The 24,504-nt window shown below is 53.6% G+C and carries 19 protein-coding genes; 15 read left to right on the top strand and 4 right to left on the bottom strand.

The window, feature by feature from the left end; all coding sequences use genetic code 11:
- Positions 1-463: 463 nt before the first annotated feature.
- From ISX93_RS17065 to ISX93_RS00855, 4 genes are all read left to right on the top strand, one after another.
- The gene (locus ISX93_RS17065) at positions 464-2,908 is read left to right on the top strand and encodes a hypothetical protein (RefSeq protein ID WP_229731964.1); all 2,445 of its coding nucleotides are present in this window, start codon (positions 464-466) and stop codon (positions 2,906-2,908) included.
- On the top strand, positions 2,905-6,030 hold the full coding sequence (locus tag ISX93_RS00845) for a tyrosine-type recombinase/integrase (RefSeq protein WP_195776792.1): 3,126 nt from the start codon (positions 2,905-2,907) through the stop codon (positions 6,028-6,030). The genes ISX93_RS17065 and ISX93_RS00845 overlap by 4 nt, the downstream gene beginning before the upstream one ends.
- Before the next feature lie 475 nt (positions 6,031-6,505).
- Entirely contained in the window at positions 6,506-7,003 is a 498-nt protein-coding gene (locus ISX93_RS00850; RefSeq protein ID WP_195776793.1) for a hypothetical protein, read from the top strand.
- Entirely contained in the window at positions 6,990-7,436 is a 447-nt protein-coding gene (locus ISX93_RS00855) for a hypothetical protein (RefSeq protein ID WP_195776794.1), read from the top strand. The genes ISX93_RS00850 and ISX93_RS00855 overlap by 14 nt, the downstream gene beginning before the upstream one ends.
- A gap of 150 nt (positions 7,437-7,586) precedes the next feature.
- Here ISX93_RS00855 and ISX93_RS00860 read toward each other — a convergent pair whose 3' ends face one another.
- The gene (locus tag ISX93_RS00860; RefSeq protein ID WP_195776795.1) at positions 7,587-12,356 is read right to left on the bottom strand and encodes a DUF3320 domain-containing protein; all 4,770 of its coding nucleotides are present in this window, start codon (positions 12,354-12,356) and stop codon (positions 7,587-7,589) included.
- A 117-nt stretch (positions 12,357-12,473) separates the two neighbouring features.
- Complete coding sequence (locus tag ISX93_RS00865; protein WP_195776796.1) at positions 12,474-12,614, bottom strand: hypothetical protein; 141 nt, start codon at positions 12,612-12,614, stop codon at positions 12,474-12,476.
- Between the two features lie 1,062 nt (positions 12,615-13,676).
- Here ISX93_RS00865 and ISX93_RS00870 point away from each other — a divergent pair.
- Complete coding sequence (locus ISX93_RS00870; protein WP_195776797.1) at positions 13,677-13,889, top strand: hypothetical protein; 213 nt, start codon at positions 13,677-13,679, stop codon at positions 13,887-13,889.
- A gap of 143 nt (positions 13,890-14,032) precedes the next feature.
- Here the strand turns inward: ISX93_RS00870 and ISX93_RS00875 are convergent, their stop codons facing one another.
- On the bottom strand, positions 14,033-14,902 hold the full coding sequence (locus tag ISX93_RS00875; protein WP_195776798.1) for a WYL domain-containing protein: 870 nt from the start codon (positions 14,900-14,902) through the stop codon (positions 14,033-14,035).
- Between the two features lie 116 nt (positions 14,903-15,018).
- Between ISX93_RS00875 and ISX93_RS00880 the strand changes: the two genes are divergently transcribed.
- The 10 genes from ISX93_RS00880 to ISX93_RS00925 all read left to right on the top strand — a co-directional run bounded on the left by ISX93_RS00880 (position 15,019) and on the right by ISX93_RS00925 (position 23,143).
- Positions 15,019-15,318, top strand: coding sequence for a hypothetical protein (locus tag ISX93_RS00880; RefSeq protein ID WP_195776799.1), 300 nt, complete (start codon positions 15,019-15,021; stop codon positions 15,316-15,318).
- Between the two features lie 360 nt (positions 15,319-15,678).
- Complete coding sequence (locus tag ISX93_RS00885; RefSeq protein WP_195776800.1) at positions 15,679-15,819, top strand: hypothetical protein; 141 nt, start codon at positions 15,679-15,681, stop codon at positions 15,817-15,819.
- Between the two features lie 56 nt (positions 15,820-15,875).
- Positions 15,876-16,364 carry a single-stranded DNA-binding protein gene (gene ssb, locus ISX93_RS00890; protein WP_195776801.1) on the top strand — a complete coding sequence of 163 codons (489 nt, stop codon included), beginning with the start codon at positions 15,876-15,878 and terminating at the stop codon, positions 16,362-16,364.
- 110 nt (positions 16,365-16,474) lie between these two features.
- Positions 16,475-16,963 carry a hypothetical protein gene (locus ISX93_RS00895; protein ID WP_195776802.1) on the top strand — a complete coding sequence of 163 codons (489 nt, stop codon included), beginning with the start codon at positions 16,475-16,477 and terminating at the stop codon, positions 16,961-16,963.
- Entirely contained in the window at positions 16,960-17,784 is an 825-nt protein-coding gene (locus ISX93_RS00900) for a PGN_0703 family putative restriction endonuclease (protein WP_195776803.1), read from the top strand. The genes ISX93_RS00895 and ISX93_RS00900 overlap by 4 nt, the downstream gene beginning before the upstream one ends.
- A 280-nt stretch (positions 17,785-18,064) precedes the next feature.
- Positions 18,065-18,595, top strand: a complete 531-nt coding sequence (locus ISX93_RS00905) for a DUF4184 family protein (RefSeq protein WP_195776804.1) — start codon at positions 18,065-18,067, stop codon at positions 18,593-18,595.
- The gene (locus ISX93_RS00910) at positions 18,588-19,145 is read left to right on the top strand and encodes a hypothetical protein (protein ID WP_195776805.1); all 558 of its coding nucleotides are present in this window, start codon (positions 18,588-18,590) and stop codon (positions 19,143-19,145) included. The genes ISX93_RS00905 and ISX93_RS00910 overlap by 8 nt, the downstream gene beginning before the upstream one ends.
- A 995-nt stretch (positions 19,146-20,140) precedes the next feature.
- Positions 20,141-20,896, top strand: a complete 756-nt coding sequence (locus tag ISX93_RS00915) for a class II aldolase/adducin family protein (RefSeq protein WP_195777182.1) — start codon at positions 20,141-20,143, stop codon at positions 20,894-20,896.
- Between the two features lie 29 nt (positions 20,897-20,925).
- Positions 20,926-21,972 carry a 2-dehydropantoate 2-reductase gene (locus tag ISX93_RS00920; RefSeq protein WP_195776806.1) on the top strand — a complete coding sequence of 349 codons (1,047 nt, stop codon included), beginning with the start codon at positions 20,926-20,928 and terminating at the stop codon, positions 21,970-21,972.
- An 874-nt stretch (positions 21,973-22,846) separates the two neighbouring features.
- Positions 22,847-23,143 (top strand): DUF4143 domain-containing protein, encoded by a 297-nt coding sequence (locus tag ISX93_RS00925; protein WP_229731965.1) that lies wholly within the window; start codon positions 22,847-22,849, stop codon positions 23,141-23,143.
- A gap of 361 nt (positions 23,144-23,504) precedes the next feature.
- On the opposite strand, the gene ISX93_RS00930 is transcribed toward ISX93_RS00925, so the two are convergent.
- The gene (locus tag ISX93_RS00930) at positions 23,505-24,392 is read right to left on the bottom strand and encodes a MaoC/PaaZ C-terminal domain-containing protein (protein ID WP_195776807.1); all 888 of its coding nucleotides are present in this window, start codon (positions 24,390-24,392) and stop codon (positions 23,505-23,507) included.
- Positions 24,393-24,504 lie beyond the last annotated feature (112 nt).

The following is a 24,504-nucleotide window of genomic DNA, read 5'->3' on the forward strand; positions in this document are numbered from 1 at the left end:
TGGAAATAAAGTTGGCGGAGATTCGGGGGATACATCCAAATTTCGCCCGGGTTGAGCGGGAGCTTGACCTTGCCCCCATTGAAATTCCTGAGCGTGCATTGATACCCCCATCAATGGCGCAGCTCATAAATAGAACATACCCGCTGGTGGTCAGCAGGCATCCAGATTGTTTCTGCATCGGGCAAACAACAATTTATCGTTGGCTGACTGCTTACGCTGCCCCGGATAGCCCGGTCCGATGCATTGTATTGCCAGGAGTAATCGCGGAAACCACGCTACATCAATTGGTGCTGATCGAGCGTCTGGTTGCCCCTGCGCTGGCGAGGATTACGCCACAACAGATTCGCGATTTGTACCGGCACATCAAGGATGCACCAGATTGTTGGCCTCATACATACCAAAGCCACGCACATCTAGCGCGCCTGGTTGGCGTTAAGCCTCTCAAGGGGCGGGGGGGTGAAGAATGATTACGCAGGATGCTCTTCTTCAGCTGGCCACAGAGCGGGGGCAGTCTTCTCAGGTTATCTCGAAAATTCTGGAAGCCATAGGCGCCCATCCTGATCTGATCGATTTGCCTCGCATTATCACTGGATTTTTGAGGGTTCTGCTGGCGGCTGAGACTAACAGTCCGATTCGCATCGGAGATTGTGATCCAGCAGTATGGCGTGAGCAGTGTAAGTGGTTGATTGCGCTGCGTGATGACCCGTCTGCATTAAGCATGCTGGGCGAGCAGTTCTGGTTCGGACATCCTGCCCCAGTGCGTAACCCGGTGTTAAACCGCGGAGTTACGCGGTTCGGATTTCCCTACGCGGCGCTCTGGTTTAGACCCCGCAATACTGAACTTGTTCTGGATTATGAGCGGCTACTGGCACAGATTCTGGCAGCTACGAAACTGCAACTTCCGGATCAACTAGTCACACAGCGGTATGCGGTATTTCTGGATCTGCGCCGTTTATGCGAGTTGAACTCTTGCTCGATTCCAGCCGAGCTGGAAATCAGCGGAACGACAGAGGAGTTCATAGTAGCCTGCCAAGATTTTTCACCTTCGGAGTCAATGTCTGAAAATGCCGAGCTTTTTGCTTCAATGGCGCGCTTGGTTCGGTATCACCATGGAGAAATCCCACCCACCAGATCGGGTGGTGGTGCTCGAGGCCGAAATTTGAGCCCAGATCAGCCGGAGCTGACACACCCCGTCAGCGAGGATCCGCTGGGTTTCGTATTTGATGATCCAGATGATCCAGACCAATTACCCGGCTATTACAACATCTTCACCGAGCCGTCGGACTCCTATGACGGAGAGCTAGCGCCAGATGAGCTGAGTCCGTCGGCCGAGATGTGGGTTCTGGATGACAATGACTGCGATCGACCCTATGTTGCAGACAAGCTAAGCCAGCAGGGCATAGAGGCGCATATCGTCCGGGGTCGGCAAATGCCGCCCTTTTCCTATAGCCAGTTCTCCCTACTTGAACTGCGAGACTTGCTATTCGGTGCCAGCAACTTGTTTGAGTTGTGCCAAGAAGAGCTCCGTTTTGCGAAGGAACCATCCCGGACTCAGCTCAGGATGGAGTCCATTGTGTTTTTGCATATTGGGCTATGGCTTGGACAGCCGACCACACAGATCGTGCAGATGCTGCGCGTTGATCACGCGGATGACTGTACTGAGGCTTTGGTCCTAGTCCGAGGCGATCCCGCCGCCTTCAGTTTAATTGTTCGCCGTCCTGACTTGGCGGGGGATACTCGCCTGCAACCGTTGAGAGAATTCCGTCAGCACCAAACTCGAATCCTTCTGCCCGATCTGGCCGGCAGTGCAAGGCTAGTGGATATTCTTTTTACGAGTTTTCCTAGATCTTCCAACCAGATATTTCAATTTCAGACCGCGGAATTGGAAGCGGAGGCCAAGGCGGTTTTGGCCATGCTCGGGAAAGGGAACAGCCGCTTCACGCTGACTAAGATCCGTAACTACGTCTTTAACCAGATCGTGTCTGACACCCATGATATAGCCGTTTCATCTATGTTGTCCGGGGTGCGTGTACCGTCCGCCCAGACACCGTGCTATTACCTGCAAGTTGATACTAACCATCTGACAAACATCTATGCGCAATCGCTTGTCCGAGTGCTGCGTAAAGTCTATGCCTGCTGTGGGTTGGCATATGAGCCAGCATTGATACAGACCTTCCAGCACGGTGCAGTGGGGGCAAACCACTGTCTGCTGCACGAAACTATTGCTGCGAATGTGAAGGCATTGGCTGGAGTTCTCAGAAAACAGCCTACAGGCCGTCTCACTGACATGCTGACTTGGCACAATCACTACAGTCTTTGGGTTGTTCAGATGTTCATGTTCTTGACAGGGTGTCGGGCGATTCGCAATCCGCTTAGGCATGTCGCCGAGTTTGATCCGATGCTGTGCATGGGAGCTATGTCTGACAAGGACTCGGATGATCGACATATGAGCAGACTAATCTGCATGCCGCCAATGCTTAAGCGGCAACTGGAGCATTACACAGAGCATTGTTGTGCAATCACAAAACAACTGACTGGTTATTTGCCTCAGGACGATAGCGATGGCAGGTGGTCTCGAGGATTTTTCCTCATACGCGGGGGTGGGGGTATTCGCCGCGAGGAAATTAGGCCACTGACAATTCGAAAACAAATGGAGTTGGTTGTCGGATATACCCCGCACCCTATCAATTCCTTTCGCAAATTCATCCGTACTGAACTTGCTGAGCGTGATTGCCCTGCCGAAGTAATGGCTGCATTTATGGGGCACTGGTTGCGTGGCGAGGAGCCTATGGACTCCTTTTCGTCGTTTTGTCCATCGGCTTACGCCGATTGTCTCAACAAATGGATTTCTAGATTGCTGACCAAGATGGGCTGGTCAGCAATCAGCAGTCCTTGGAGTATGAAATGAGCGTGATTCAACTGAGCGAGCAGCAGGTGGAAACTCTCTGGTCACCAGTTGATCACGAGCCGACTTGGAGTCAGCCGGTTCGGGTGCGTCTCAGAGAGATAGCCGAGCAATCAAATACCCAGTTCGGACAGTGGTTGCTTGGAAAGACTGCCATGCAAGAAGTGCGCGTCGAGCATGTTCGCGAACTCGAAAGCCATCTTGGCATGGATCATACGATGAGGAACATGCTCCGAAGTGTCACTCATCGCCTTAGGAAGCGGATACCCAGATTTCCTCTTGCAGGCATTGCCATAGCAGTCAAACGTGCAGCCAACCCTATCAATCCCGATACCTACACAGCTTCCCGTATTGAGCGCAGTCACCGGTTGCTCTTGGCGCTTAAGGATGGATTGAAGCTCGATCTGGACTCAGTAGATGCTGAAACTCGCATTGGCTTGCTACTTCTCAATGCAGCTTACAGTGGTGGACTCCTGGACATAGCCCAACTCAATGCCTTGCTCAAGGTGTCTCTGGAAAGCATTGAATGGTTAGCGGGAATTCCTGAAATCCGTCTCTCACTTTCTATCCAAGGGGTGGGTGATGCCGAGTATCGGCAGTGGTTTCCAGATCCTGCCTCCTTGGCTCTGCTGATTCGGTGTGCGGATGATGTTAAAACACTGAATGCTCAAGCGCTGGGTAAAGATGGAAAACTCAAGTGCATCCAGGCGCTTTTGAGCGCGTCGGGTATGCCGGTACATGACCTTCCCTGCAGTCTCACTGAGTTACTGGATCTACTTCGAATGCAAATGCAATTGCGACTTCCGCAGTTGCTGGTGAATTTCGCCTGTCGCAAATCGTTCGTATCTCAATCGCTTCGTCCCTCATCCTGGGGTTACCTGTTCGGCGATGCCTTTCAGGAAGATCCAGCCCAGGTCTATGGAGATGACATTCGTTCTGATACAGCAAAGGATTCCGATGCTCCCGTCTGGGTGTTGGAGCTGTGCCAACGGGTTCGAGCAGGGGAATCTATAGAGCCCTCGCTTCAAAGCGAAACTCAAACAGAGCTTGCCGCTCTCTTTCGGGGGTGGATCGCATTCATGCTCAGCGGAGCATCCGCATACGGTCATCAGGTCGGTCGCAAAACGATTGCCCGGTATGCTCGACTTCTTGGCCCTGCGCTGGCATCGCAACTGGATGGCGTGAGCATTTTTGAGCTTGAATCCGATTCACTGGAAATTGTCTATGAGATGGCCCTAGAGGCTCAAAGCACAGATGGGAAACGGCGGACTCTGGCCAAAGCTGTATACGAATTCCATACATTCCTGCAGCGCCGTTATAGCTACCCCCCAATAAGCCCTTACTCTCTGCTTGGCATAGGTAAAGGTTTGACTCGAGTGGATGCACACGTACTCAGCGAGGAGCAGTATCAAGCAGTGCTGCAGGCTCTAGGAAATTGCGGGTTGGAGTTGCGGACACCTAGGCTGGTCACTGCCGCCCGCTTGTTCATGATTCTAGGTTTCAGGTTGGGGTTAAGAAGGAGTGAAGCGCTTAAACTCCGCCTCAGCGATATTCATTTTCCTGAGCTATCTCTTGATGCGAGCGCGCGTATTCTAAAGCGGCATCCGAACATGCGCAGGCTATCCAGAGATGAATTGGCCTGGCTGGATCTTCCAGTCGATCTGCTCGTTCGCCCCCATGCCCAGCGCAATGTTAAGAGCCAGAATGCAGTCCGGCGTCTACCGCTCCACGTACTGCTTGAGCCAGATGAGCTTGAGCTACTCAGAGAGTGGTATAGGCAGCGGGAGGAGGAAGCCGAAAGCCCGGCGTCAGAGTACCTATTCTGCATCCCTCAGCTTAGAACACAGTGGATAAGTGAGAGCTACCTGCTCCCTGCGCTACACGCCTGCATGCGTGAAGTCACTGGTTCTGATAGCGTTCATTACCATCATCTGCGCCATTCCTGCGCAACTTGGCTTCTGCTCAAGTTGATGGTGACGCTTAACGAGCTATCTCCTGGTCTGATCCTCCGCGATCTGCCCTTGACTACAAGTTGGCTGGAAAATGGCCAAAAACTAAGCCATGAGATGTTCGCTCGGAACGGCGGCCCCACGAGGCGAATTGTGCACATGGTTAGCGCGATTCTTGGCCATGGCAGCCCGAAAACTACGTTGTTGCACTACATTCACAGCCTTCCTCTAATAATGGCGATGGCTTGGCAGTGGAACCCAAAATGTTGGCTGTTTAGCGCAAGCAACGTGACTTCAATTGCCAATGTAAGCCAGCCGACAAAGCCCACTCCCCCTGCTGGTGTGCCTGCTGAGTGTCAGCGGATGATCGAGATAATTGGCCGTATCAAACTGCTGAAAGCGCGGAAGCAGGCGCGAAAAAAGGTTAGGGCTCGCCCTATCGAACGGCAGCCGTCTAACTGGGCAATTGAGAGAATCGCAATGATTGAATCAATGCTCGCTTATGTCTCATACGGCGAACAAAGTAATCGCCCCGTGAATCTGGAGTGGCTCGAATTTTCTGCCGAGAGCCGCGCATTAATGCTAGAGCGTGCTCGTCATATTCGAGATTTGCCCGATGCGTGCGGCCGCAAGCGTGGGGGGCGAAAGCACAGAATGCTAACTTCCGAGGATGACAGCAGTCGATCTTACGTTACCCTGAGACCAATGCCGCCTAAACATGGTGGCCGTGAAGCCGTAGCCCCTTATGCTCAAAAGCTGTATGAACTACTTGATGGCCCAAAGCACGAAAGAGCTATCCGCGTAATCGATTACTTTGTGGAGAACAGTTGGGCTACTGATACATGTCTGCGTTTTAGGCGAGGTGATGATGAAAAGGCCGCCAGAGACTACCTGTGGTTACTTGAGGCTATCGGTATCCCTGCTCGATCTATTGAGCTAGTCATTTACGACAATCAGACACCCACACAGACAAAATCCTACTGGCGTACGGTGATTCGAAAAGCTCGTTGTCCAATCGCAAAACACGAGCCCTTTGGGTCTGACCATAATGGCTATCCTCTGGGCATCCGAGCAAGCCTGAAGGTTGCTAGTGAGGATCGGAATAACCATCATTCAAATGCTGCGCTGCGCTACCTTTTCCTGATGGCATCTATTGATTGGCATTTTCGCGGTTGATCTGATTCGGAGTGCGTTTTAACTTCCGGCACCCATGTGAAATGGCGTAAAGGGCATGCCGTTGAGGGTAGTGCTGCGGACACCAAACTACTGAACGGGCGTCATTGCGGAATATTGGTGCGGGCGTATGCGCGCATAGCGTGGTCGTATTAATTGAGAGCTTGGTTATTCCGTGTGCCTCATCGCACTGATAGCCGCCGGCAAGACTTCAGACCACCGGAATGCCACGGGCAGCACGGCGCGAAAAATCAGTTCGTCATGGCGTAGAAGCTGCTCCGTGGTTAGGTTCATTCATCGGGTCATTGATGTGTGTCAAGCAAGCGAGGCAGCCTGACACAACAGCAAACAAAAACAGGTGGCAGATATTTTTGCATTCTTGTTCTGACACGCAAAAGTCTGAAGCAGCATATGGCCTCCAAACCAATGAGAGGCCGCTGCTATGCACCACACGCCCACAACATTCGAAACAGCCGTCATGGACATGCTCTGCACGGTTTACGCCGTCGAGGCCAGTTACCGGACGGGCGGGAAACCGAAGCAATCCTTACTGCTGTCATCACAGGGCAAAGAGGAAGGCCGAAGGTCCTGGATGTCACATGAATGCCCACAAGAGCTGATTCAGCGGCTCCAGCTGGAGTGCCAAAGCAGGGGCCTGTTTGCCCACGCACTGACCTCGCCGGCCAAGCGCCCGCTCATGACGACCCTCAAAAATGTGATTTTCACCTACAAGCACCGCCGCATAGGCAGGGCCATATTTGCACACCGGTCGGCAAAGGACATTGTGGCTTGCGCCGATGGCTATGGGCAGCTATATGCCGACGTCACCCGGCAACTGACCACTCTGTCGCTCACCATAGGGGCTGGGCTTGGGGAGATTCGTCGTGTTGAGAAGTACGCGAAGTATGTTCGACTCAGCGCCAAGCATGAGCTCGTCGCCAGGGCGCTAGAGGATCAACTCCATGAGATGGATTGAGATTGATACGGATACTCGCTACCTCGAAGATGCGGACCTGAGCTATGAGATGTGCATGGCGCACCGAGCGAGAGCCTGGCCACCGGCGGTCAATATCTTCGAGCGCCGGCTAGCTTTTAATCTGCGCGAACAATGCCGGTTAGATCTGGACCTAGATACGTTCATCCGGGTCATCGGGAAGTCCGCTCAGGACATGAGCGCCTGTGTGACACTGGAGGTAAGCTTGATCAATGGGCTGATTCAGGCGCGGGCCGTGGCCATCGATCGAAACGTGATGCCACCGATTACGGCTGACGTCGCGGGCAGGCTCGCATTTGCTTTGAGATGGTACGGAATGCGGGAACCCGTATTTAGGGTGACTGTTTCTCCGCAGAATTTGTTCTGGATACTGCCCCTGCAGTGTTTCAAAAGCCGGTCGGAATGTAGCAGATGACATCGCGGCGAGCATGAAGTAGCAGCTTGTCGACTGCTTCATAAAAGTCGATGGCTGCTTTGCAGGTCGCCGGGTGAAAGTGCTGGAACGGCTCAGGGATCGAGTTTATTTCGACGTTGCCAAGAGTAATGGATCACTCACCAATAATGCCTACACAGACACGGGTCTCAGAACGCCATTGACATAAACCAAGCGCCCACTAGCCGCTAGCTTCTGTATACGCGTTTCTAGAACTCCTGATATTTTTGTTGTAGCACGACCAAAGCCAAGCAAGCCTAAAGCCCCGGACACAGCCTCCTCACTCCTCATAGAGAACCCCAAAGCGACCGTTTCAAGCAGTGCCATGTCTATCTCCTCAGGAGCAACTAGCTCAATTCTTCGTTCACTAGCGTCCAGCTGTGCGCGACTCCTGATTGGTACAGTCTGATCTTTGTTGGAGTAGGCGAATCCGTCGCGATGTTGGAAATGATTCTGCCGACAACCTAAGCGTATTGCCTCAGCTACTGCCGTAATGACCCTAGACCCGGCACGACTAATTCCAAATGCATCCATCAGTCGGCGCGTGATATCGCTCTCATGCACCGGCGACTCAATTTCCACGACTGCTTTAATCATTTGAGTCAGCTTTTCAGGCTGGATTTGATGCAGCTGAATGGTCATATCCAGTGGCGGACTCAAACGCACCTTCACATATGGGCGACTCGAACTTGGAAGCTTTTCCTCCGCTGGCTGCCCGCGCACTATCTCATGCGGTTGTACCGGCACTACTTCAGGCACACAAACGTCTAGCTGCTCAGTAAGGCGCTTTCGTGCCGCTTCGATGGCCGCAACTGCTCTGGTAATTTCTTGTTGAGGATTTCGGAACCAGTCCGTACTCCAGATACGATGGAAGTTCCAACCAAGGCCTTCCAAAACGCCCTGACGTAAACGATCTCGATCACGTGCTGAACGCGAACTGTGATACGCGGCACCATCGCATTCGATGGCAAGTACATAACGCCCAGGATAATCGGGATCCTTAACAGCGATATCTATGAAGTAACCCGCCGTACCCACCTGCGCTTCAACTACATAGTTACGCTCACGTAAGGCTTCCATTACCTCAAGCTCAAACGGTGAGTCCGCCGGCTTCCCGGTTTCGGTAGCCACCTCTAACTTGCCGGTTTCGGCAAATTTTAGGAAGTTACGCAGAGCCCTTACACCGTGACTTGCATCAGCTTCAAGCTCTAGCTCATCAGCCCTGAAGTTACAGAACACTCGCATGGCCATTTTCGCACGAGTGATCAGTACGTTAAGTCGACGATGTCCGCCTTTTGAGTTCAACGGACCGAAGTTCTTGGCGATACGGCCAGATTCGTTACGACCGTATCCGACGCTGATAAAAATCACATCGCGCTCATCACCTTGGATGTTTTCAAGGTTTTTGGTGAAAAATGGTTCGCTGTTATCGCGCGTGAAAAATCCCTCAGCCTCCGGCATTTTTCTGCGAAGTAACTCGACTTCGACTTGAATTAAATCGCGCTGCGCCACACTAAATGCGGCAACCCCTAATGAAAGTTCGGGTGTGCGCACTGCGTGTTCCATCACCGCTCGTGCGACAGCCTTAGCTTCCTCTTTATTGGTACGGGTACGCCCACGATCGAAAAGAGCCGTAGGTAAATATTCAAAACTCACGCCTGTGGCATGGGGGTGCTGGCCGGCGGAAGGGAACACCACCAGTTTGCTATCGTAAAATTCAACGTTTGAAACGGCGATCAAAGACTCGTGGCGGCTTCGGTAGTGCCAACGCAGATAGCGTTCCTGACTACCCGCTGCTTTAAACATCGCCAATATACTTTCGATGTCGCTAGTTGCGCTGTCTTCATCATCTATCTCGACTTCACGGCTGAAAAAGTCCGTGGGCGGCATCTGGCGCGTATCGCCGACCACTACCACCTGTTTGCCACGCATGATCGCGCCAAAGGCATCTACTGCCTTAACTTGGGACGCTTCGTCGAAAACCACTACATCAAACTCCACCTTCCCTGGCGGGAGAAAGTTGGCAATCGACATAGGGCTCATCATAAAGACAGGCTTGATCTGCTGAATTGCGCGGCCAGCCTTCTCAATCAACTGTCGAATCGGCAAGTGCCGCCGCTTCTTGTTTAGCTCGGCCCGCAAAATTGCCATTTCGCCCGGCTGATTTATATTCGGCATGCACTCCCAAACCTGCTTAGCCAAACTAGTCTGCGCATGCCGTAATGAGGCCAGGTCAAGCTGACGGAAACGGCTGATTTGATGCTCATGCTTAATTCGATCAAATTGCTGCAAGGCGGGCTTGTCTGCATATACACGCTGTACCAAGCCGGAGTACCAAGACAAATCTAGAATATCGGTCAATACCTCAGGCTCATCACTTGTTGCGGCCAGCTGCAGCAATTCATCAAGACGCTCTGCACGTAACTGCCCTGCAAGTACATTCCATCGCGACATCTGATACAGCGCTGTCAGATTATCCACCCACTGTTGTAAGCGGGCTCCAAGCGCCTCTAGACCCAATGCGCGCACGCAGTCCTTGTCTTTCTGCATCCCGGTAACATCAAGCGAGCCCCGCAATGCCTTGTCCAATCCAGCCACATGCTGCTCGATATCCGTGACGGCTTCACCCAGACCACTGGCATCGGAATGGCCCGCTAAGAAGCTAATAATGCCTTGTGGGATTTGGCCATTACCTAGGTCGTCATGCAGCCGAATAACCCAACTGCTTAAACGCTCCAGAACAGCCCAATCAGATTTCTGCCGCTGCCACTGAGCGCCGAATAGGGCACTGCCCAGCGGCTCATGCTGGTCGTAGACTTTTTTGCCTTGTTGGTATGCCAACACACCATCAACAAGGGCTAACTGCTCCCTATTTTCTTTGGGTAGCACCTCGCGAGCCAAACCCTGCAAGCGAGATCGCGCGGCACGGAATCGGGAGGAGAAAATTCGCCACCATTTGTCACCGTAGGCCAGCAAACTCTGGCGAACGTCGAGTAAGTCCTGATCCCAGGCAGCATCAATCAGCTGGCGATCATGCTTCTCGCGGCACGCTGACATTAGCTGGCCAGCCTCAAGTAACTCGCGGATAACATCGCGCCGCGACTGCCACTCACCAGTCGACAACTGAACCCCGTCCAACCTCGGAGCTTCGGCGGCCCTGCGAGCAGCGCGGCAGATCACATCAACGTCCGGTAACGATGCCGGAAGGGTCAGCATCAATCTCTCGGATAAAGCACGGGCGGCAGACTGCAAAGCAGTCAAGTGTGATACCGCCAGCTGTAACGCTTCCGCCGCTGTACTTTGTTCAATGGGTGAGAAATAAGTGCGCTCAGTTCCCCAAAACACGCTTTGATCAGGTCTCCCCATCTCTTGAAGATGCAACACCAGCTCTTTAATCAACTCGCGTTGTTTTAATTGCTCGGCATGGCTCCAGCTGGCCATGGGAGTAAAGGACAAGACGGGTAATCCTGGGCGAGTACGCTTTAACTTCAAGTAACTACCCAGCACCTCAACAAACGGTAAGCCGCTGGCGCCAGCAGACGAGCTCACCGCCTCGCAATAAAGGTTCAGAGCATCTTGTAGCTCTTTAAGGCTTTCCAGATCCTCAACACCCACCTTAGTGAGCGGCCGCCCCTGTTCAAGGGTACGAGCTAATTCTTTAAGTACTGATTGTTTTGTGGATTTGTGGCTGTGCAGTTCAAACACCGCATCGCCCAAATGGCACTCATCTAGGCGGCGCTTAACTACCTCAAGTGCAGCCATTTTTTCGGCAACAAACAGTACCGTCTTCTTTTGCCCAATCAACTCCGCAATCACGTTAGTAATGGTCTGTGATTTGCCCGTGCCAGGAGGCCCTTGAATCACCAAGTTCGAACCTGCTCGGATTTCAAGAATCGCCTCGGTTTGGCTGCTGTCGGCGTCTTTAACAAAACGCACATCGCCGGGGTTAATCACCGAATCGATATTCACATCTTCAGGATAAGCGCTGCGCTGATCACCGAAACCACTACCGAGTAAACGCTTCATCACTGCGTGTTCACCAGGCTGCTTATCTTCTGGCCAACTCTTCGGATCAAGGTCCTTAAACATCAAAAACTTGCCGAACGAGAAGAAGCCAAGCGCAGCCTCGTTCGCGGCAATCTTCCAGCGCTTTTGCTTGCTGATCACATCAGCCACATTGGCAAAATACGCCGTTAATGCTTCGCTCTGTTCAGAGTCGGTAACGGCCTCAAGGCTGCACGTAGACATATCCAAGCCGAAATCAGTTTTAAGCTTGGCTACCAGCGATAAATTTTCAACCAGATCATCACCGGAGTACTTCAAGGCGAAGCCGTCTTTAGCCCCACTTCGCTCAAGATTTACCGGCAGCAATACCAAGGGGGCTTTACGCAAGCTCTCCGAACTGTCGGCTTCGTACCAATGCAAAAAGCCCAGCGCCAGGAACAAGGTATTAACACCCTGCTCTTCAATGTATCCCTTCGCTTCGGTATGAATTTTGAGCAGTTGCAGAAACAGTCGTTCATCGTCAAGCGCGGTCTGCAAACGACTGTCGAGGTGGCGCCGCGCTTTACTAGCCGTTGAATCTGCATCGTCCTCGGCGTTGCAAGACCAATCCAACGTATCCAGTTCGTGCAGCAACTGCTCGTCACTGGCCGAGTCGCCATCCTCGTTGCCATCCGGATTGATTGACTTAGCCAGATCAGCCAGTTTTTGCCGTGCCATCGAGGCAAAGGACATCGCCTTTTCTTGGCGATAGAGGATATTGAAAACCTCTTCCGACAGCTCATCCACCACAGTTAAGGTTTTGGCTGTCTTGCGGAAGTTGAGCATGTTGTTACGAAGCCCGATATCCAAAAGCTCTTTACGGCTGGTCTGTAGCTTCTGGCTAACACCTGAACTCATAGGAACACTCACCATCTGAAACTGTAAACCTAGCGATTAAACAAGGGCTGCATTAGTCGATTAGGACTTCTCCCCGATTACGCTTTCTTCAAGGATCAACTGCAGAATTTAGACTCACTACATCTCTTTGACGCTTTCTACTGAGGTAAATCCGAGGCCATAGGCTTTGTGTTCCGCTTCACCGGCGGTTTGCGCGGTAATAATCTCGCTGTGATATGCGGCGCCCTTGTAGCCTGAAACTAGGTAGGTACGGTACATGATCTGCTCCTGATAATGCCTAGCCTGCGCGCGCAGAGAGTATTCAGGCCCTCCCTTGGACGCGCACCGCTACTTTTTATGGCAAGCGACGAATGATCCAGCTCTAGTAACTGTCTGTCAGATTCCGGAACTAGGGTCTCAGCATGGCAGATATGCCGGGTGTGTAAGTGACGGTCGTCAAAGGAACTGAGTAACTGCTTCCGCCGACTCCTGCCGGTTACGACCGCCGCAACCGGCCCATTGCAGCCGTACAGGTTTTAAAAATATACCCGCTTTCTCAGAGCTATATGCTGAACAGCTTGCGCGCTGTGCACAGTGAGTATTCGTTTAGCAGCTGTAACTCCGGGTGGTCAGCTCGCGCAGCGATTGGCCACCATGCGTTGCCGCGGCTTGCCTGGCGGCCAAGATAGTGGCCGAGCCTACGGCGTTGACCACGAGTCTCCGGACTACTTGCTGCAGGTGTTTGACCTCAAAGATGCAGAAAGGCAGAGACCGGTATTTAGCATTCAAGCCAGCCAAATTGATCGCGGGTGATTGATCAATGTTTAATACCGCCAACTGGCCGCCCACCATACTGGCTAGTGAGCCTTGTCTTTGACTCCCGTCACATGCACACACTGCATATCAGCCATGCTGAAAGACCGGTTCCGGAACCTGACAGACAATTACTAGAGCTGGATCATTCGTCGCTTGCCAAAAAAGTAGCGGTACGCGCCAAATGAGAAGCTCTCTGGTTTAGTGAGCGCGTACTAGCCAATACCGTCATGCCGAGGTGTTTTCCAAGGACTGAACGAATTTACGGGGCTTTTTGCATAGTGTTGACCTGGTCAGCAGAGTACAGAAGGTTGAATCGCCTCTAGCGTCTTAGGTACTCGACGACTGCTTTGGCTGACTTCTGTCCGTCGTGATAGGTCGAAGTCGATCCGAAGCAACCATTTACAAACCCCGAGTGTCTAGAGGGCTAGGTGCGACTCAGGTAACTGGCTCTCTGCCTCTCGTTTCAAGCGCTGCACTTATTCTGTGAATTCCGGCGCTGTTAGCAGCATCAATGGAGAATCAAGCATGAGTAAAGATATTAGTGATTGGCGTTTCATTGAAGAACATATGGGAGGGCATGATGAAGATGGCATGCCAAATTTTATGAATCAGCCGGGATTTTATGACGAAAAGATATCTGACTTTGATACATTTCAAGACGCAATGACTTGGGCAAAAAACAATCCTGGCAAAGCTATAGCTAGGTCACCAGATGGAATTGGATATATAAAGAAATGAGCCAAAAGAGCCTTTTCTACAAAACAAAGTAGCTTAGGACGCGACATTTACTTTGGTCGGGAATGTCTATCGTTCTGGGGGCAATCTAGGCTCTAAAGCCAGCGCCCGCTGAAAGCGGGAGGATGCCTAACCCACTGGGCTTACTAATATAGCCAGCCCGAAAGTTCATCCAGATTAGCAACGACAATCTGCTGGGCAGTCGCCTTGGCCTGCACCATATTCGGATCAATTTGGTAGCGCTGCAGCACGTACTGCACTAGTGCCCCGTGGGTGTTGACCACCAACTGCCCATTGATCATCCCGTAGTCGATTTCAATAATGCTTTTCTGTTCGGGTTTCAGGCGTGCATCCGGTTCGATGATGACCTGAACCTCGGTGTTCCAAGCCTCATCCTGATCTCGTCCGAAGTCGGACCTGTCCAGCAGGTCTGGGATGCCACGAAACCGGCTGAGTACAAAGTCTCGATAGGTGCGATTCTTTTCGCAGTACGCCCGTACATGCCAGCGCATCCCCGAGTAGACCAGAGTATGCGGTGCTATCAACCGGATCTCTGAAGTTGGCGTGTTGAATGAAACGTACTCGGTCTCCAGGCGCAGGCCGTCGCGGCAGGCTTTAAGGAGGGGGCGTAAAATCTCGGCCTTGATCGAGCGGTCAGGTACACGCAGTACCTCAGTGTGCGCGTACGCCAGCGCCAGGCCTTCGATATGTGGCGCGCGCTCATGGTTCTGGTTGAGCAGGTGCAGATACGCACTGGCGCTGTCGTCAATGAACAGTGGCTTGAAGTGCTTGCTGGGCACATACCCCTTCAAATACTTGTCGTACTCCAGGTTCTTCGGCGCGTGGTCGGTGATGTAGGTGTTGATGTCTTTGGAGGCTTGTTGCCGGCTTATGCCAAAGCTCTGCATCAGGTGGTTGGTGGTCAAACGGCCTTCCCACCAGGCAACGGTCTCGATAAGCCTATAGCGCAAAGCCAAATCCCAGCGCACTTGTTCGATCGACTGCTGACGTTTCATGCCTTCCCCACCTGCTTGAAAACTTTACCTGTACGGGTAAACACTCTGGATGTGTCTAGTAAATCTACATACTCTGCGGCCGTGGAGCAAGTATGCGCATTTGAAGTGGAGTTCGCGTGGTAAACGAGTTGGCAGTTTTTGTGATGTTTTTGGGGAGCGTCTTCTGTTTGCTATTGATGCTCGGAATTGTGCTGTTGATTTTGATCAAGCAAATCATTGCGCTAAACAAAGATTGGTTGGAATTGATCGAGCGAAATCAGGCCCTGAGAGAGTTTGCGAAGCCAACGTCCGAGAATGTGCGTGAGTTGCTTTGCGGTCTGCAGGCTGAAAAAGCGCATGTTGAACAACTGCAGCGAAAAGTCCACCTGATGCAGGTGCTGCTTGATGAGCTTCAGGCCCGGTTCCAGGTGAAATAGATATTGGGGCCATAGGCATGCACCGCAGAAGACGATCCGCCCGATGCGCAGATCTGGGAGCTATCCCCTGGATGGTGACTCCCGTTAGCAACCCTCAGAGCTTCCAGAAGCCAGGCATTAGCAAAATCAACGAGGTCATGACAGTTGGAAATTGAATTTGATATCTATCGATTGAAAGTGCGGCTGTTGCCTGGCGGGAATTGGGCAATCACATCCAGTCAATACATTGAGGTAGATGGAAGGCTTGTCACCATGTCGCCCAGTGATCTTCAGCAGTTGTGCAAGTTTCATTTCAGCCAGATAGACGAGTTGGTCAAGAGCGCTGTTGTTGAGCGGTAAATAGCCCAAAGGAGACACGTAATGTTCAAAACCTATCTGATTTCAGGCTTCAAGGGCGCCGAGTTTCACAGCGAAATCTTCACTGGATACTCGGAAGGTGACGCGGAGCTCAAGGCGTTCAATAGCGGCTACACCTCGATCACGCGCATTAAAGAAATGTAAGGCCTCGACACTGTGCCGGAGCTTTCAAACATCACTGGTCATCAAGGAATACACCCATGGCAAGAGGCATCAACAAAGTCATTCTGATCGGCAATGTCGGCGCAGATCCTGAGACTCGGTATTTGCCCAATGGCAACCAGATCACCACCATAAAGCTGGCCACGTCAGATAGCTGGAAAGACAAGCAGTCTGGCCAGCAGCAGGATCGTACTGAGTGGCATCGGGTCGTGTTCTTTGGAAAGATTGCCGAGATTGCTGGGCAGTACCTGAGAAAGGGTTCCCAGTGCTACATCGAGGGACGCATCCAGACCCGGGAGTGGGAAAAGGACGGCATCAAGCGATACACAACGGAAATTGTCGTCGACATGAGTGGCGTCATGCAGTTGCTGGGCGGTCGTGGTGAGGGGGGCGCTCAGGAAGAACGCTCGGATCGTAAGCCATCAAAACCAGCCGTGGCCGAATCCGGCAATCAGCCGAAGTCGAAAAGTTCGGACGGCTGGCCTGATGACGATTTCGCCAATGATCTCGATAGGGTTCCTTTCTGAGTTGCCTGGCTTTTTAAAAAAATCCAATCGGATGAAGCAGTGCCTCACGTGTTGAGGCACTGGCATTTGCATCATGTCACCACACATTGATCATCCATTGGAGTTACCTGATGCAGCTTTCCATTCACTATACCGATCACATGGTTGCCGAGGCCGGCAGCTATTCGCCCAGCGCGGCTAAACCTGCTCAGGTCATGGCTTCTTGGGCAAAGCTCGGACTGCCCATACAAGTCATTGAGCCATCGCCGGTGACCCTGGAGCATGATGCGCAAATGGTCAGTGACATCCTGTCATGTCAAATAAACAACGGCTTCAGTAATCGGAGTTCCAACGTAGCTGAATCCTTGCCTTACACCACCGGAGCTATGCTCTCGGCTGCTCGAGGAGCACTGGACAATGGCTACGGGGCGATTGCCCCCTGTTCGGGGTTTCATCATGCCGGTTATTCCTTTGTTGGCGGGTTCGGTACCTTCAATGGATTGCTCCGGCTGAGCACAGGTTTGCGGGAGGACAGAAGTGGTATACGACAGGGAACGCGACACGTCATACCGCCTAATATTAATTCGGCTTCAAACCTGCCAGTCGGAGAATCAGAGTGAATGTGAAGTCCAAAATCCTTAACAAGCAATTGGAGTGGGCTACTGCGGCTGGCTTGAGTCCGGATCAACGCGGCTACTTGAATAGCTATGAGAGCAATCTATTTCAGACGTTGAGTCCCCAGTCCAAGCTCGCCTTTGATCAAGGTAGTGGGTCAGAGCTACGCGATCGGCCTAATGGCCCGGCCAAGATGCGGGCCCTTCACTCATCATCGGCGCTGGCAGTGAACTTTTTCGATGCTTGGGTCGACGCGGATACCAAGCCATTAATGGAAATCTTTGATCTGGAGGCCGAGCCAGTAAATGTTCGGTTCGAGGGGCAGTATCCAACGGGCCTGCCCGGAAATCCTCCCAATCTGGATGTGATTTTCGAACTTCAGAATGGCTTGGTCGTGGGCATCGAAAGTAAGTTCACTGAATGGCTTTCGCCAAAGCCCGCGAGCAAGCCGCCGTTCAAAGAGAAGTACTTCCCCGCAGGTATCGGCGTTTGGGAAAACGTGGGGTTGCCGGAAACCCAGCGCCTCGCTGAAGAATTTCAGTCAAAAGAGCTTATTTTCCGTCATCTGGATGCACCGCAACTGATGAAGCACGCTTTGGGCATTGCGACTCACTGCGGTTCAAAATTTCGATTACTTTACGTCTATTTCGATGCGCTTGGACAAGAAGGTGATGCTCACCGAAATGAGATCGAGATATTCACCGCCCGACTGAAGTCAGAGCTGGGGTTCCGAGCGTTTTCGTATCAAGAACTCATCGGAAAGCTGCAAGGCAGTTTTGGGATACCCAACGAATATCTGGGGTATCTTCGAGCACGGTACGGCTGAATTGACGCCGAACAAATCGTTGTAGTGGCCATTTTGCCTGCCTCCCATTTTTGCTATCGCAACACAGGCGTCGCCCTCAAATGCCGCTGAACTCAGCAGTTATCGACCACCTATATCGGGTCGAGAGCGGTCCATTGCGACCGCCTCAAACCGGCCAAAAGCAGCCTCTGGTGATAGAGTGCCGTCAGCTACAAGTCGAACCTAGAAGTGAACACCGAACTAGGTCGATTCACTCAGTAGTTCGGCGTCCGCAGCACCTATCCATAATGTAGGTACCTAAATGCCCTTCACGCCATTTCACATGGGTGCTGCTCTCTTTGTTAAGCCTGGGCTTAACAGACGATTCAGCCTGATAACCTTCGGCATTGCTCAGGTAGCAATGGATATTGAGCCTGGAATCGGAATGTTTGCTGGGGCAGAAGCGCTTCATGGTCCGTCACACACGATTGGGGGCGCGCTGGTCATTGCGCTCCTCGTAACGCTAGTTGCGCCCAGTATTTGCAATTTCTTGCTGCGACGGTGGAACAAGGAGGTCATGCACCACAAGCTGCCTTGGCTGCAAGAGTCTTTACCAGTGTCAAAGGTGGCAGTGATTGTTGGCGCCCTCATAGGCACCTCCAGTCATATTTTGCTCGACAGCTTGATGCACCATGACATCAGGCCTTTTTCGCCAATTTCGGATGCGAATCCGTTCCTGGGCCTAATGACGCACGACGGGGTTTATCAGCTTTGCGCGATTTTGGGTGTATTGGGTGCCATTGCTTGGCTTGGGATGAAATGGATAAACCGGGATCAAATGAATCATGAATGACGATGTTAGCGTGCCGCCCTTGTTCGCCCCGAGGAGTGGGCCTTCAGACTCGAAAAATGAGGGGGGCAAATTAGGATTTACTTGGTTCTTCGCTTTTTTCTTTTGTGTGCTTCCGTGTCTGCTTTGGGGAACCGCCTTCTTTTCGGCGGCCGCCTTGTTGGGCTCGTTGCTGATTGGCATTCCAGCTCTTCTGCTGGCTCGTGGCTCTGATAAAGCATGGAGACGATTCACGATTTGGCTAGCAATGTCTTTCGTAACTGTTTTCTTGATGCATGCAGTGGACGGACGACTTCACGAAAGAGCCGCGCCAATTGCAATCGCAATAGAGGCATTCAAAACCGAAGCTGGCCATTATCCTGAGTCACTGGACATGCTTGTACCAAAGTTCCTGGCGGAATATCCGACTTTGAGGTACAGCTTAATTCAGCCATATCTATCTTATGGCCTCCAGGAAGGAAAACCGTACCTGAGAATCCCAACTGTGAGTGGCGATCAATTTGCCAACATCGAATACGATTTCGACAAAAAAGTCTGGAAAGAAAACCTCTGACTTCGCGGTGTGCCTGATCGGTTTCTGTCCATCTATACCATCCATAAGTTCAGTCGGTCGCAATCATAGGCTGGGAATGTCTATCGCTCCGGGGGGCAGTCCAATGTGTTATTCGGCTAGCAGCTAGTGGTCAAAAATCGATTTCACCGTATTCTTCTATTGCGGCCATTATGGGTAGCACTAAGTGTCGAAATGAGATGTAAACTGCCGCCAGGTTTAAAAGCCGAAGACTATACAGCGCGGGGCTTAGAGTAACTTTATGCATCATTAGATCAGGCTGAATTCATGTACCGCATTGCCCTCCGAAGGCAGGGGTCGTGGGTTCGAATCCCGCCTGGTGCGCCATAAACTTCAAGGGCCTGGATGAAAATCCAGGCCCTTTTGTTTTGAGCTGTGCCAATTCTGTGCCGAATCCGTGCCGTCTTTGAGACATCTAAAGCGCTTCTTCTGACAAAAAGACCACTAGCCAAAACTGGATGGAGCCTCCATCCAGCTTCTACAGTCCTCCATTCTCTAGCTCAAAGAGCTCGCCGACAGTGCAGTCGAGTTATCGGCAAAGTGTTTCAACGTCGGCCAGGTCAACACGCGAGGCAGTCTCTTGATAAAGCTGCTGGCCAGCGCGCCGAAGCCGGCATACTCGAGCGCATTGGCGATAGCGATGCCATAGCCGGCGATGACGCTGGCGGCGTGCGGGCGAGGCGAGGATGCTGGTCACGGGCCGCTTGATTCTGCCTCAGAAATGACAAGCAATCTAACGCCAGAGACAAGACCCGCCACGGCCGCCTTCCTACAATGACTCTCTATTGTGCAGGCGCTTGCAGGAAGACATGAGCGAAGCGATGAGTTGCTGGTGGCCCGGGATGGTCCGGTCGTCAACCTGAAAGCCTTGTTGCTCAAGGATGCTTCGGAGTCAACCGTCAGTTTCCGCACATTTGTGCCGGGATCCCGGTTAGACGTTGATCGCTACCAACATCAACCAACAATATGAGACGACCATGAACATCCCATCCCTGCAATCCAGCGTCAGTCCCGAAGAATGGCAACTCCGTGTAGAACTCGCTGCAGCCTATCGCCTGGCCGCGATGTATGGCTGGACGGATCTCGTGTATACGCACATCAGTGTGCGCGTGCCCGGGCCGGAGCATCAGTTCCTGATCAATCCATTCGGAATGATGTTCGACGAAATCACCGCCAGCAGCCTGGTCAAGGTGGATCAGCAAGGCAACTTGCTCTCCGAGTCGCCCTTCCCCGTGAATCCTGCGGGGTTCACGATTCATAGCTGCATACATGATGGCCGGCTGGATGTCGGCTGTGTGCTGCACACCCACACGCGCGCTGGCGTGGCGGTCAGTACGCAGAAGTGCGGCATCTTGCCGATCAGCCAGCAGTCCACCTTTGTCATTCCGCAATTGGCCTACCACGATTACGAAGGCGTGGCGCTGCGCGAAGACGAGAAGCAGCGCCTGCAAGCCGATCTCGGCAGCAAGGATTACCTCATGCTGCGCAATCACGGCCTCCTGACCGTGGGTCGCACCGTGGCCGAGGCCTTTGTTGGCATGTACGTGTTTGAATCGACCTGCCAGATCCAGGTCAGCGCACAAGCGGGCGGCGAACTGATCATGATCGATCCAAAGATCATTGAAGCGATGCCGGCAGTGATTGAAATGGCATCAAAGGGGCAGGCCGCCAACATCACCTGGTCCGCCCTGATCCGCAAGCTTGACCGGACGGATCCAAGCTACAAGAGCTGATTATCCTGAAAACCAGAGTGCCAATTACTATGCGCTACATCATTCTTGGCGCCGGTGCCATCGGCTGCTATGTCGGCGGGCGCCTGGCCCATGCCGGCCACACTGTGTGTTTTGTCGGGCGGCCGCACGTGCTGCAGCCGCTGTCTGCGCAGGGCCTGCGCGTTACCGGCAATGACGGGCTGGATACGCTGATCCCGCCGGCGCAGATTTGTCTGGCCGCGACGCTACAGGAGGCGGTTGCGGCGCTGGCCGCCCAGTCCGGGCGGCCCTCCCACGACGACAACGCGCTGGTGGTGCTGGTCTGCGTTAAGGCCACGGCAACTGACGAAGTTGCGCTGGACATTGCCGCACACTGCCCCGCTGGCACTACCGTGGTGTCCCTGCAAAACGGCGTCGACAATGTCGCCCGCCTGCTCGCAGGCGCGCCGACGATGACAGTGCTGGCCTCCGTGGTCGCCTTTAACGTGATTTGGCGCGACGCCAACCACGTGCTCCAGACCACTGACGGGAGTTTGCTGGTGCAACAGGATCCGTCTTCAGAAGTCTTTGCACCAGTGCTTCGGCAGGCTGGTGTGCCAGTCGATTTGTACCGTGACATGGTCGCAGTAAAGTGGGGCAAGCTTCTGCTGAACCTGGTCAATCCGGTGAACGCATTGGCCAATCTCCCGCTGCGCGACACGTTTATGCAGAGGGACCTTCGGTGCGTGATGGCAGCCTTGATGGATGAAGGCTTTCGCGTCCTGAACGCCGCCGGCATTCGTCCGGCGCAAATCGCCCACGCACCGCCGCCCAAGCTGTTCGCGATCGCACTGCGTTTGCCAAACTGGCTGTTCATGCGCCTCGCCCGCAAGATCATGCGCATGGATCCGGTAGCGCGCGCCTCCATGTGCGACGATCTGCATCAGGGCAAGCCCACCGAGGTCGATGATCTGTGTGGCGCCATCGTTCGTCTGGGCCAGCGCTACAACATTGCCACGCCGGCGAACGAAGCCATGTGCAATCTGATTCACCAATTTCAGCCGGGCCAGCAGTGGAGCGGCAAGGACTTGCTGGCGGCGCTGGATAAAAAGCGATAGTTGAACCAGTAGCTTCCAAGTAATGGAGAGCACAATGCCAACGCAGACATTCCTCATCAGCAGATTGTCTCGATTTGTGTTGGCAGCTGGCCTTGCGCTTGTGCAGCCCTCGCTTGCGTACGCGCAAGGCACGCTCTAGTCAGCGTCTGCGCAAGCGCTGGTGCCGTTGCTTCGGATGAAGGACTCGTCCGCCTTGGTCGCTCAACGGCCAAAGCCGGCTTCGCGGCATTGGTCAATCAGTTCGAAGCGCAATCAAACGGCGCAGGTCGTGGGTTCGAATCCCGCCTGGTGCCATCAACATCAAGGGCCTGGATGAAAATCCAGGCCCTTTTGTTTTGCGCTGTGCCAATTCTGTGCCGAATCCGTGCTGTCTTTGCGGTATGCAAAGCACTTCATCAGACAAAAAGACCACTAGCCAAAAATTGGATGCAGCCTCCATCTAGCTTCTACAGTTCTCCATCCTGTAGCTCAAAGAGCTCGCCGACAGCGCAGTCGAGATATCGGCAAAGTGTTTCAACGTATCACCACTTGCCTTTACCCCCCATCAAAAATCACATGAGAGAAATGCTCGTCTCATCATGATCAAGGTAGAAATATCTTTGGCAGCTGATAACCCAACCTGATCCATCGTCCTTTCGAGGACTGTTCCAATAATCGGCCCGTTTCCAAGCTGTTCAACTGACCAGACGCTTGGAGAGGCTGTGGTCGACTACATGAGTAACACGTGGCAGCCATCCCATAGCGCGTCGATGTAGGCGGTTAAGAAACCTATGCTGTTGCAAATGAGGGAAGGCTGCATTCCGAGCTTGCGAAGGCCGGGCCTTTAGGATCGCTCGCTGGAAATGCCTTAGCCAGCCAGTGCCCGGATGACGTGTTGCGGGTTGCTGTGGATGGCACGCAACAGCGCTTCTCTCATTACCGCGACAAGGACCAGCTCGAAGTGGATCTGGTCATTGAGCAGGACGATCGCCTATGGGGCGTGGAAATCAAAAAATCTGCTTCCGTGCAGGGCAAGGACGGCCGCGGCCTGGCACGGCTGGCAGAGCAGGCTGGTCACAGCTGGCAGGGCGGCATCCTGCTCTATACCGGTACCAGCACGCTGCCCCTGGCCCACATACCCAATGCTTTTGCTGTTCCCATGGACCAGCTGTGGCAAAAGGACACCCCATGAACACCAGCCACATCAAAAGCCACGCCCCCAATGCCCGCAACGCGATGGCTCGGACGGCCTTGAGCCCGCGACCCGGCCGTCAAATTTTTGGTCAGCTTGTGGTCGGTTCGGCTCACAATTAGCGTGTCAGAAATTTTGCCAACTCTTCACGACCATGTTTTGCGTGAAAAATAAAAAGCCTTAACCGGCACAGACTACACGTGCCTAATATCATTGTATTTCAATGACATACCGGCATTACCGTCACTTTTCTGCAAATTATGCAATTTAATAATCCGCAATATTGATCAATATTCCTGCACTCCGAAGCGGGGCTTTGCCTGCTGCTACTGCGCAAGCTGCGCTGCAAGCACTTTGGCCATCAGGCCCTGCCAGGCACGCTTACCTGCACGTCGATGAGCTGCTGGCGGGCATCCGCGCTGGTCACCTGCACGCTGTGCTGCTGCAGCGCGTTGGCGTAGGCGCGGATCAGTATCTGCGAGGGCAATTCCACCGGACGGCGGAAGGTCGCCTGCAGTTCATAGGCCGGCAGTTGCGACAGCTCGGCTACCGCCAGTGCGCGCGCCAGCGTCCAGGTGCCGTGCACGATTGCCCGGCGAAAGCCGAACAGCCGGGCCAGCAAGGCGCGCTGGTGGATCGGGTTGAGGTCGCCGGCAATCGCGGCATAGCGGCGCCCGCAGGACTCGGGCAGCGTCACCAGCGCCTCGCGGCGCAACGTGGGGGCATTGTCGGCGGACGCCGCCAGTTTGCCGTGGCGGGCGGTTGCCTTGGCATGCCGCGAGCGGTCGAGCGCCAGCGCCCGGGTTTCACCGCGCCAGACCACCTCGCCGTCCAGGCTGGCCTCGGTTATCAGGCCGAAGCTCATACCGCGCTTTTCCCAGCGCGCCGTGCCGGTCCAGGCGCGCAGCGCCAGCGGCGCATGGTCCGGCAGCACCCGGGACTGCGTCACGCTCTGGGTCATGTGCACCAGGCCCATGGCCGGAAAGGGAAACCCGCGATCAGCGAGGATCGCCATATGCAGCGGCGCTGCGGCAATCTGCAGCGCCAGGGGCGGCAGGCAATCCTGCGCCTCCAGGCCAACGCAAGCGCGGTATGCCTGCAGCCACTGCGGATCAAGCCGGCCGGCCGGCAGGGCCCGCTCGATATGCGGCAACTGCGCCGGGTCCGCGAGGCCGCGGTGCGCATGACGAAACAGGCCCAGCGTGGACACCAGCGTGGGCAGCAGGGCAGGAGGGCGAATGACCGGCATGGGTGGACGATCCGGAACTGAACGGGAGCCGCAGTCTAGTCGCTAATCACTGCGCTTCACACGGTTCCACGGCGAGCAAAAGCGCCAGAACGGGTGCTGATTTTGCCGATCT

Source organism: Pseudomonas sp. N040, assembly GCF_015637705.1.
GTDB lineage: Bacteria > Pseudomonadota > Gammaproteobacteria > Pseudomonadales > Pseudomonadaceae > Aquipseudomonas.

Excerpts from the sequence above, each read along its gene's own strand:
- ISX93_RS17065 (WP_229731964.1), top strand. The coding sequence starts at position 464 with ATGATTACGCAGGATGCTCTTCTTCAGCTGGCCACAGAGCGGGGGCAG.
- ISX93_RS00845 (WP_195776792.1), top strand. The coding sequence starts at position 2,905 with ATGAGCGTGATTCAACTGAGCGAGCAGCAGGTGGAAACTCTCTGGTCA.
- ISX93_RS00850 (WP_195776793.1), top strand. The coding sequence starts at position 6,506 with ATGGACATGCTCTGCACGGTTTACGCCGTCGAGGCCAGTTACCGGACG.
- ISX93_RS00855 (WP_195776794.1), top strand. The coding sequence starts at position 6,990 with ATGAGATGGATTGAGATTGATACGGATACTCGCTACCTCGAAGATGCG.
- ISX93_RS00860 (WP_195776795.1), bottom strand. The coding sequence starts at position 12,356 with ATGAGTTCAGGTGTTAGCCAGAAGCTACAGACCAGCCGTAAAGAGCTT.
- ISX93_RS00865 (WP_195776796.1), bottom strand. The coding sequence starts at position 12,614 with ATGTACCGTACCTACCTAGTTTCAGGCTACAAGGGCGCCGCATATCAC.
- ISX93_RS00870 (WP_195776797.1), top strand. The coding sequence starts at position 13,677 with ATGAGTAAAGATATTAGTGATTGGCGTTTCATTGAAGAACATATGGGA.
- ISX93_RS00875 (WP_195776798.1), bottom strand. The coding sequence starts at position 14,902 with ATGAAACGTCAGCAGTCGATCGAACAAGTGCGCTGGGATTTGGCTTTG.
- ISX93_RS00885 (WP_195776800.1), top strand. The coding sequence starts at position 15,679 with ATGTTCAAAACCTATCTGATTTCAGGCTTCAAGGGCGCCGAGTTTCAC.
- ssb (WP_195776801.1), top strand. The coding sequence starts at position 15,876 with ATGGCAAGAGGCATCAACAAAGTCATTCTGATCGGCAATGTCGGCGCA.
- ISX93_RS00895 (WP_195776802.1), top strand. The coding sequence starts at position 16,475 with ATGCAGCTTTCCATTCACTATACCGATCACATGGTTGCCGAGGCCGGC.
- ISX93_RS00905 (WP_195776804.1), top strand. The coding sequence starts at position 18,065 with ATGCCCTTCACGCCATTTCACATGGGTGCTGCTCTCTTTGTTAAGCCT.
- ISX93_RS00910 (WP_195776805.1), top strand. The coding sequence starts at position 18,588 with ATGAATGACGATGTTAGCGTGCCGCCCTTGTTCGCCCCGAGGAGTGGG.
- ISX93_RS00915 (WP_195777182.1), top strand. The coding sequence starts at position 20,141 with ATGAACATCCCATCCCTGCAATCCAGCGTCAGTCCCGAAGAATGGCAA.
- ISX93_RS00920 (WP_195776806.1), top strand. The coding sequence starts at position 20,926 with ATGCGCTACATCATTCTTGGCGCCGGTGCCATCGGCTGCTATGTCGGC.
- ISX93_RS00930 (WP_195776807.1), bottom strand. The coding sequence starts at position 24,392 with ATGCCGGTCATTCGCCCTCCTGCCCTGCTGCCCACGCTGGTGTCCACG.